Source organism: Limnofasciculus baicalensis BBK-W-15 (genome assembly GCF_024178385.1).
Lineage (GTDB): Bacteria > Cyanobacteriota > Cyanobacteriia > Cyanobacteriales > Coleofasciculaceae > Limnofasciculus > Limnofasciculus baicalensis.
On the sequence record NZ_JAMZMM010000245.1, the window covers coordinates 1 to 9,322 of the forward strand.

A 9,322-nucleotide genomic window follows, 5' to 3' on the forward strand; every position below is an offset into this window, starting at 1 on the left:
CCCCACTCCCCACTCCCCATTTTAAGAATAAATTAGTTCAATTTCGTCTAATTGCGCGATCGCAATATCTGCTTTTTCCAAATGTGCTGCTTCTGCCGTACCCCAGCAAATCCCAATACAACCTGCTGCCCCGGCACTCTTTGCCATTTTAATGTCACCTGCGGAATCGCCAACCATTAGGGTTGCAGCAGGTTGCACGCCCAGAGTTTCACAGGCTTGAATAAATAGCCTAGGATCTGGTTTACTAGGACCATCATCAACACCCTGCTGTAACTGAATGTAAGAATTTAACTGGTGACGCTTGACAAAATATTGCACTTCTGAGGTAGGAGCAGCAGAAAGAATTCCCAGTTTTAAACCCGCCTCTGAAAGAAATTTTAATACTTCCAGACTACCTGTAAATAATGGTGAACTTACTGCTCCATCTTTGATATATCTATCCGCATCAGCAAAAGCACGACGAGCTATTTCTAATGATTCTAACCAACCTCGACCCGTTTCTGCAATATAAGCTGCTGCTGCTATTTCATTTTCTCGAGAGCTACCCACTGCCATTAATCCTGTAGGATCGAGGATATCGCCTTGGATGCCAAATGCCATGAGTAGGGGTTCGCCAATTCCGGGAATTTGAGCATCGATGAGGCGCGATCTTTTATATCCCAATTCTCGCAAAAAACTTTGGGAATCTTCTAGCGTACCATCTTTATCAAAGATAATAGCTTGGATATTGGGAAATGTCACATTCCGACAGCGAATGGTTACCAAGGGGGAATACTCCTGAAAATGTTGCTAATTGCTAATCCTAGCAAGACAATTGGCAATTAGCAATTAGATCCACACATTTACTTGTCAGCTTTAAACCTTTGTTCTACCATATTGTTGCAGGAAGGCTTGGTATTAGAGACATTTGCCATCCTGCATCCCAATTTTTGAGCAGCGACGTTTCGTCATTTTCCAATTCCTCAAGCCAGTCTTCAAATAGCAGATCGTAATGACCTATTTGGGATTCAGGATACCAGCCCTCCTCAATTTTTTCAATAATTTTCGGCAATACTTCGATAAATTCTGGACCTCGCTCTTTCGGATGAATTGTCCAGGCTTTAGGTGACTCCAAAACGGCTCGAATGTAGGAAGTTTCTTCCAAACGTTTTGACACCATCAGTTCCCATGAGTCAAGCAAACCTTTACCTGTGAGACAGTTTAGAGATGTTTTTACTGATGTAGGTAACCCGTTTAAAATTGTATTTTTATAGGAACGCCACATAACTGGTAAGGGTAGCAAACTATCGAAACGTTTGCGATTGATGAGGAAGGCGCGACTGCTAAAAAACTTGAATCGATAGAACCCATCTGGATCGCGATCGTAAGGGACCGATTGGTGTAAGCTACCATCAGGGCTAGGTGGTCCTGTCAGGGGTCTTACTGCCATCACTTCTGGATGTGTTTTCAGTAATTTAATACCTTCTAAGATCCAATTGTAACCTGGTTCCTGATGGAGGAGCATATCGCTATCAAAGTGCAGCATGTAGTCACCTTGAACTTCTTCAATTGAAAAAATGCTGCCGAGAATCGGATATCCTTTATAATTATGAGTTGAGCTAATGGGAGCGCCAAAATGCTTGCGATAAATGCGATCGCGATAGGCTGGTGAATAATCCATATCCACTACCTTATCTACTATTCCCGATGTGAGTAAGCGATCGCAATATTCCCGCAGTTGTGCCATCGAACCCACTCCAGGGCGATTTACTTTCTCTCCTGATAGTGGTGCAGTATCAACAAATAATACCCTTTCCACAAAGGGGAAATCGCACATCTTCACCAGATGGGGAATAGTGTGCATCATGAAAGGCAGATCCGTTCGTGCCACCATAATTGACATAGTACAAGTCGGAAAGTCCTTCAAGCCATGATTGAGGACATCATCTTGGACTTTAAGCCCCTCGCCCCCGGAGCCATGAGGATGTCTTCCCTTTTGAGTGGTTGCGGAGCCAGAAAAACTAGTTGAGTATTTTTGCTGCGATTCCGTATTAATCGGATTGTGGGAGTCGGTTGTTTTGCTCATAGTAGATGTTTCCGCGTTAAGATTCAACAGAATAATGCTTACCTGGAAGTCTACCACTAGAACAATTTAGTTTTCTTTAAAAAAAGTAAATTTTTTCTTAGAATTATTGCAGATGACGATCGTTTCTTAAAACTACCCTGGTTAGCGATTCCCTGCCATACCAGCAAAAACGATCGCTTTCTGCTATTATGCTATAATTTCGAGGCCTCTCACTTACAACCTAGTCAGGTTAATCTCTGAAAGCGATTCCCTCAATCCACAAGTAACACTTCCACAAGTCTTTACTCTCGATCAAAGTCTCAACACTTCTTGATAAAAAAATACAATTATTTACAATCTCCCCAAACAACGATCTATCATTTTGTCATATACTCCCCTGGAAAGGAAAAATCTCTTGTCGCTGAAAAGATCAGCTGATAGAATTGTAACGAGCCGTGTTTATTTTTTCCAAGCCCCACACCCAATCGCCAATATGTTATTGTAATGAGAATCAAATTAAACATGAATAAAATTTTAGAGATCGTGAAACGACTATTTATTTTTATCTTATTGGCGTTAACCTTCTTAGTAGTTGACGCACCGACGGCATTAGCACATAGACCACACGACGTTATCGAACAAGTAGAATTATCTCCAAATTACGAGCAAGACAAAACCCTATTTATTTTTGCTAGGGGCAACTTATTTCAATCCACAGATGGAGGTACAAGTTGGCAAAGAATAGTACGAGGTTTAGATAATGTCGGCGAGTTATCATCTCTCAGTATTTCTCCTCAGACGAAACAAACTCTATTCTTATCAGCCCTGGGTGATGGAATATATAAGTCACAAGATGAAGGTAATTCTTGGATAAAAGTCAATAATGGATTAGACAAATTAGATATTAAGCTTCTGGCAATCTCGCCTCAGTCTGCGGATCTTGTCTTAGCCACAGGAAAGGAAAAAGGACTATATAAAACTAAAAATGGCGGGGAACTTTGGGCTAAAGTGCTAGACAGCAATAACGCCATAAAAGCGATAGGATTTGCGCCAGACAATAAAGACCAAATTGTTGTTGGTGATAAACAAGGTATTCTCTACTTTTCCAGTAATAGTGGGGATACTTGGCAGCCCGGTGTTACGATCCAAAATAGTGGAGCTATTATTGCCATAGCCCTATCCCCTAAGTTTTCTTCAGATAAAACAGTGTTTGTTGGTACAGAGACTGGCGGTATTTTTAAATCTACTGATAATGGAGGATCGTTCGCCCAAATAAATAATGGTTTATCAGATAAAAAGATTGAAGATATTGTCATCTACCCTAATTCAGATCGAGATTTCACCCTTTTGGCTTCGACGTGGGATGAAGGAGTATTTCAATCAATAGATGGGGGAAACACCTGGAAAAAATATAGTAATGGTTTGACGAAAGACGATCAAGCAGATCAATCAGGATTTAAGGAACCCCATTTCAGTAAATTGAGTGTTTCCAATGCCTTTAGCAAAGATAAAACCATGTTCTTGGGGGGGTTCAACGGACTCTTTAAATCCACCGATGGGGGTGAGATTTGGCAAGAGTTACCTACCTTGTCTACCAGCACGATTATTAGTATGGCAGTGTCCCCTAATTATGAGAAAGATTCCACAGTAGCATTCGCCACTTATGTCAAAGAGATTAACATCAGTAAAGATAAAGGGGCAACTTGGCAACTAGTAATGAAAGGGTTAGAAATACCCAGATTTACCAAAGATTTCAAGAAACCAAATCAAGATCCGAGACGCTTCTTCGATATTGCTTTTTCTCCTAACTACTCTTCAGACAAAACCATATTTGCTACTGTATTATGGGATAATTTTTTAAGGTCTACAAATGGTGGCAATAGTTGGGATATTGTGCCGATTCCTAGTACCAAAGGTCGTGGCAATCGTGGCATGACGAACGTTCCTTCACCAAATTTCGCTACAGACAAGACTGTCTATTTGGGAACCCAATACGGTATCATCTATCGCTCTACTAATGGTGGTGCTAGCTTCGACTTTATTGGCGATGTAGGGAATCGCAATTTTAATGAATCGATTTCTCTATTAATATCACCAGATTTCTCCTCTGACAAGACTTTATATGCTTTGGGACCTGAAGGAGTATATAAAACAGTTGATGCTGGTAAAACCTGGCAACCTACAGCTACAGAAAATGGATTAAAAGATATCCACATTCTCCAGTTAGCGATGTCACCAAACTACAAAGTAGATCCGATGCTGCTAGCTGGAACTCCTAGTGGTATTTTGCAAACAAATGATGGCGGGAAAACTTGGGTGAAATTAGCGGGTTCTCCTGAGATTGAAACTGGTTATATAACAGGAATTGCCATATCACCAAATTACCAGAGCGATCGCACTTTCCTTGTTAGTGTGAAAGGAAAAGGATTATTTCAAACCGTAGATGGGGGTCAAACCTTTAGTCAAATTGGTCAAGAGTTTACCAATAAAAATCATCAATTTGCCAAAATGGGTGAGGTTCCATCTGCGGGTATACCAATTAAATTTTCTCCTACCTACGCTAGCGATCGCACTATTTACGGTTTTGGTTCCGCGAAAGGTGAAGTGTTTAAATCCACAGACGCTGGGAATACATGGCAAATTCTTTCAGTACCGCAACAGGAATATAAAATCGATTTTTTCACATCAATTGCACTCTGGTTTATTGTCTATCCGAAATTGAGATTTATCGCAGCAGCAATCGGAGGTGTAGCAGGTTATATCATTTTCGGGTATTTAGGTTTGGAGAAAAAATTACCCTTAAACAAATTAGCGATCCGAGGAATTGGTTCATTTATTGTATTTACTGGAGTATTTATTTTATTGCTATAGTAATTAGCATATTTTTCTCGTTTCTAGTAGGCGATTAATCGCCTACTAGAAACTACTATTTACGTTTTCTTGACACTTACCTAAGTCCTAATTAGCTAGAGATCGTCTGGATTAATCCCCATCAATCTTAATCGTTCGGCTAATTTTTCAGCGCGTTGTAAGGCAGATTCCTTATCAAGTCTTTCTGCTTCAGCTTGTTGAATAGCAGATTCCTTATCAAGTCTTTCTGCTTCAGCGCGTTGAATAGCAAATTCCTTAGCAAAACGTTCTTGTTCAACTCGTTGTAAAGCAGATTCCTTATCAAGTCTTTCTGCTTCAGCGCGTTGAATAGCAAATTCCTTAGCAAAACGTTCTTGTTCAACTTGTTCTTTAGGTGTCGGAATCCAATTTCCCTTATTGTCATACCATCGCAGCCATAGCCGCTGACAACCTTGATAGTCTCCCAGCCATAATCCTATTCCTAATTCTAATTCCTCTATCCAGAATCGCGGTTCTGTTAAAATTTGTTCTCGGTAACGATTTCCTCTCAAATGAAATACTCTTAGTCGATTGGTGTATCTACTAAAAACAAAGTAATAGGGAATCTTCAGAATTTGTTCGTAGACTTGCCATTTAGTTGGTGGTTTATTTGGTTCTGACTCTGTTAATCCTAAATCCTCATCTTCTGTACCCGGTGACAGAAGTTCTACCGCAACGAGAGGACTAAGTTTTTCTTGCCAAATCACATAACTCAAACGTAAGTCTTTTTCTTGGTACAATCTAGGGATACCTACAACCAAAAAGAAATCGGGTCTTTTGTACCAATGGACATGCTGGGAATCGTAGTAAAGATTGAGATCGCTAGCTAAGAAAACTTGGTCGGCTGGGTAATTTGGCGGACAACAGGTATCGCACAAGATATGAGCTTGCCAACCGTGAAATTCATCGGGCAAACCAGGTTCCTCCGGGTTTTCACTGGGTAAGTCGTACATCGTAGGCAGCGTTTCAATAGGAGCTGGCTGCGAATTTGATATGTACATAGCTTTTGTTTAATATCTATTATTAGATTACTGTTTAGATACCAAGTTTTGGAAAATAGGGCATGACGGGGTTGGAGAAAGCGATCTGCTTTGCAGCAGCGCGATCGCATTCTCCAATTCTATCGTTAGCGATCTGCTTTGCTGGACTAGAGTGCGATCGCGCTCCAAGTCATAAATTACTTTTTCCCAGTACCATGTTAGGGAATGGGAGCTGATTGTCAGGAACCCCATAGAAGACAGCTAGGGGCTTGAAAACTCCCCGACTCTAACGAGCGGGAGTTGTAAAACTTGAAACAGTAATTGTCCTGTTGAAAGTGCATTACAAAAGTACACCGAGTCGAGCAACTCCAAGGCGGTAATGGGTAGAACAGACCAGAAGATGACAATTTCCACTATTTTGACGGCGACTCAAGTCGCAGCCGCGTTCCTCCCCGTGGAAGACAGCCAGTTGATCTCCCGCTCGTTTTTTGGTGAAGAAGAGTAAAAGGAGTTAAGTTGACACTCCCCGGTCTAAAGACACACTGTTGATGATCCCATGGCCTAGTTGCCAAGTGGGGATTGAACCCGCTACCCTATTGCCATGGCATCGGTTGGTAGCTGAGTGCTGGGAAGTGTCAAGGCGCTGGAGATCCCTGGTGTCAGGGAGAGGAGCGGTTGAAATTTCAGGAGATCCCAACTTAGATTCATCAGAGCGATCCGATAGCTAGCTACTTTTGATAAGCTTAACTAAATAGCGATAAAAAAATTAAATTATTGCCAAATCTAGACAAGAAGTTTACAGACAAGTGATTTAGTCTGGAGGATTAAGCCATGTTACACCTGATTTATGTCATTGCTTTCACAATCATCGCCTTTCTAGCCATTGCCAATTTGATGCGCAGCTTGATGACGCTGGGTATAGATTCTCAAAGGGGTTACCCTACCCCGAGAAGATCCCCCTTGGCTGGAGATCCTACTCCCCTAACGCACCCGGAAATGTTCGACGATCGTGGGAACCCCATTAACGAACCGTTATTAGTGATGCGCTCAATGACTGTTGAAGATGCTCGTCAAAGGTTAGATGCTCTCTATAATGCTTCTCCAGGTAGCAGTGTGGATAAACCAGAAGAAATTTAGAAGCAGTTGCAGGAGTTCTTTTGAACTCCTTTTAACCTTTTAGGTTGAAATCGAGTCTTTGAATTAAAATTAAGCAAATTGATGCTATTTTAGCAAATCCTTTGGAGGAGGGAATTGTCATGAAATCTAAATTATTGTTAGCAGCTATTATCTCCACAACTGCGATCGCAACTAATGTTGTGTTGAGTTCACTCACTCCAGTTCAATCCTGTATGATGAGCAAATACAATGACTATCAGGCAGAATACAACCAACCCAATTGGCTTCGCTCTCCTTTATCAGCAGCGATCGCATTACCAGGAATCGCTCTGGCAACTGCCCTGTTTGTAGGAGGTCGAGCTTACGAAGCTTAGAATAGTTCAAGATTTATCGACTACCTTCACTAACCCGTGGCGCACTCCATAGATCATGCGATTAAGAGTATCTTCGGCATCAGCGCTATAGGTATCATCCCACGGTTCTGTCATTAATTGATACCAGTCAGCAAAACTGATCTGACGATTATTCATCGTCTCAGAAAACAACTGAATCAACTCAGACGAGTTGGTTCCGACTTCCTGTGGATAAAGTTTTTCCATGAGATTCCCTAGCTTTTTTAAAAGTCTGTATCAGATTTTACCAAAAACTCTTTCGCCCATCAAGTTGATATCTGTCAATTTATATAAATCAAAGTAACAAAATGTTACAATTATGATAAAATAGCGAAAATTACCAATCGGGAGTCAAGATCCTAATGAATTTATTCATGGAAGTCGGAGTAGGTAGCACCTCTCAATTTCCAGTTTATTTTACGCTGGTGTATGTCGTCGGATTTATTGCCGCCGTAACAATTGGCTCAATAGCCTGGTACAACTCTAAACGTCCTCCTGGTTGGGAAAATGCGGAGCGTCCCAAAATTGTGCCCAAGATTAATACATCAGACAATTCCGATGTGGGGGATAGGGAAAAAAGTTAAGCCTGACCGAAAAACGAGCCGCAAGCCCCTGGCTTTAGCCACGGGGATAAGGCGGTGGCGACTTGAGTCGCCGTCAAATATTCAAGACCAATAAACAATAGTAATAAAACTTAATATTAAGAGATGACTAAATATTGTATATTGATTATTATCGATAAAAAAATCAAGTATAATCGCTAGTATACTCTGATGGTTAAACAATATATTCATCAGCAAAAAAACGTCTGATGCTATTAGCTTATATCTATAAACTCGACCCTTCTTCATCTCAAGCAAAAGAGATGGAAGAGCAAGTTGAAATGTTACGGCTTCAATATAACTTTAGGATTAGAGAAAGACTTGACGCTTATCGACAAGTTACCTTTCCAGCGATGGGGGATTACTGTGATATTTATACTCGCGGTGAATCCAGCCCGTTAAGTTGTTCTGTTTCTAAAAATGCTCTTTATGGAAATCCTTGGACAAGAGATAAAAATGGTTTTGGTAAAAAACGAAGTCCTTTGGCACAACAAGATGCTGATTTACCCAATCTCAAACGGGAACGTCCTTGGTATCAGCGGATTCAACATCATGTCTTACAACAAATGTTAAGACGAGTTGACGAGGCATTTCAAAGATTTTTTCAGGGGTTGAGTGCTTTTCCTAAAACTAAACGTCGGGGGCAATATCATTCCTTTAGTTATCCACCAGGAGATGTCAGATTTAAAGGAAATAAAGTTAGATTGCCAGGGATTGGTTGGATGCGATTCTATCAATCTCGCTTAGTTCCAGACGGATTTAAAGTTAAAACTGTTACAGTGCGGCGTAAGTCTGATGGTTGGTATGTTTCAGTCCGATTAGAAGATACGTTAGTTCCTAACATGCTCTCGCCACCTGAAGTTACTTCAGCAATTGGGGTAGATTTAGGGATTAAAAAAATCGTCTCAATTAGCACGGGTGAAATTGTAGCTAATCCGAGATTTTATGCCAAACAAGAACGAAGGAGAAATATTAGAAGTCGTGGAGCTAGTCGAAAAGTAAAAGGCTCTAAAAATCGCCTTAAAGCTTATCGATATCTGGCTAAACTCGAAAATAAAGTTGGGTTACAGCGTCAAGATTTCCAATGGAAACTAGCTCACAAATTAAACTCAGAGACTAAGTGCTGTATCATCTTTGAAGACTTAAATGTTAAGGGGATGCTCAAACGTTGTCGCCCAAAAATTGACTCAACAACAGGGAAGTATTTAGAAAATGGACAATTAGCAAAAAGTGGATTAAATCGGGCAATTTGGGATGCGTCTTGGGGTTCATTGAAAGAGAAAGTCAAAGTAATAGCTG

The 9,322-nt window shown here is 40.8% G+C and carries 11 protein-coding genes; 6 read left to right on the plus strand and 5 right to left on the minus strand.

Features of this window, described 5'->3' with window-relative positions:
* Window positions 1–21 precede the first annotated feature (21 nt).
* Window positions 22–765 (minus strand): HAD family hydrolase, encoded by a 744-nt coding sequence (locus NJ959_RS20370; protein WP_254013573.1) that lies wholly within the window; start codon window positions 763–765, stop codon window positions 22–24.
* 103 nt (window positions 766–868) lie between these two features.
* Window positions 869–1,882, minus strand: a complete 1,014-nt coding sequence (locus NJ959_RS20375; protein ID WP_373693685.1) for a hypothetical protein — start codon at window positions 1,880–1,882, stop codon at window positions 869–871.
* A 684-nt stretch (window positions 1,883–2,566) separates the two neighbouring features.
* Here NJ959_RS20375 and NJ959_RS20380 point away from each other — a divergent pair.
* Entirely contained in the window at window positions 2,567–4,915 is a 2,349-nt protein-coding gene (locus NJ959_RS20380; RefSeq protein WP_254013575.1) for a sialidase family protein, read from the plus strand.
* A 95-nt stretch (window positions 4,916–5,010) separates the two neighbouring features.
* Here the strand turns inward: NJ959_RS20380 and NJ959_RS20385 are convergent, their stop codons facing one another.
* Window positions 5,011–5,934: a Uma2 family endonuclease gene (locus NJ959_RS20385; protein ID WP_254013576.1), complete on the minus strand. Its 924-nt coding sequence runs from the start codon at window positions 5,932–5,934 to the stop codon at window positions 5,011–5,013.
* A gap of 27 nt (window positions 5,935–5,961) precedes the next feature.
* On the minus strand, window positions 5,962–6,165 hold the full coding sequence (locus tag NJ959_RS20390; protein WP_254013577.1) for a hypothetical protein: 204 nt from the start codon (window positions 6,163–6,165) through the stop codon (window positions 5,962–5,964).
* A 296-nt stretch (window positions 6,166–6,461) separates the two neighbouring features.
* On the opposite strand from NJ959_RS20390, the gene NJ959_RS20395 reads away from it, so the two are divergent.
* From NJ959_RS20395 to NJ959_RS20405, 3 genes are all read left to right on the plus strand, one after another.
* Entirely contained in the window at window positions 6,462–6,641 is a 180-nt protein-coding gene (locus NJ959_RS20395) for a DUF2605 family protein (RefSeq protein ID WP_254013578.1), read from the plus strand.
* A 103-nt stretch (window positions 6,642–6,744) separates the two neighbouring features.
* Complete coding sequence (locus NJ959_RS20400) at window positions 6,745–7,050, plus strand: DUF2973 domain-containing protein (protein ID WP_254013579.1); 306 nt, start codon at window positions 6,745–6,747, stop codon at window positions 7,048–7,050.
* 119 nt (window positions 7,051–7,169) lie between these two features.
* Window positions 7,170–7,403: a hypothetical protein gene (locus NJ959_RS20405; RefSeq protein WP_254013580.1), complete on the plus strand. Its 234-nt coding sequence runs from the start codon at window positions 7,170–7,172 to the stop codon at window positions 7,401–7,403.
* Window positions 7,404–7,409: 6 nt separating this feature from the next.
* Here the strand turns inward: NJ959_RS20405 and NJ959_RS20410 are convergent, their stop codons facing one another.
* Window positions 7,410–7,628, minus strand: a complete 219-nt coding sequence (locus NJ959_RS20410; RefSeq protein ID WP_254013581.1) for a hypothetical protein — start codon at window positions 7,626–7,628, stop codon at window positions 7,410–7,412.
* A 155-nt stretch (window positions 7,629–7,783) separates the two neighbouring features.
* Here NJ959_RS20410 and psb35 point away from each other — a divergent pair, with 155 nt between their 5' ends.
* Together psb35 and NJ959_RS20420 are read left to right on the plus strand one after the other, a co-directional pair.
* Window positions 7,784–8,005, plus strand: a complete 222-nt coding sequence (psb35, locus tag NJ959_RS20415; protein WP_254013582.1) for a photosystem II assembly protein Psb35 — start codon at window positions 7,784–7,786, stop codon at window positions 8,003–8,005.
* 227 nt (window positions 8,006–8,232) lie between these two features.
* Window positions 8,233–9,322: RNA-guided endonuclease InsQ/TnpB family protein (locus NJ959_RS20420; RefSeq protein ID WP_254013583.1), on the plus strand; the 1,090-nt coding region annotated here is incomplete at its 3' end.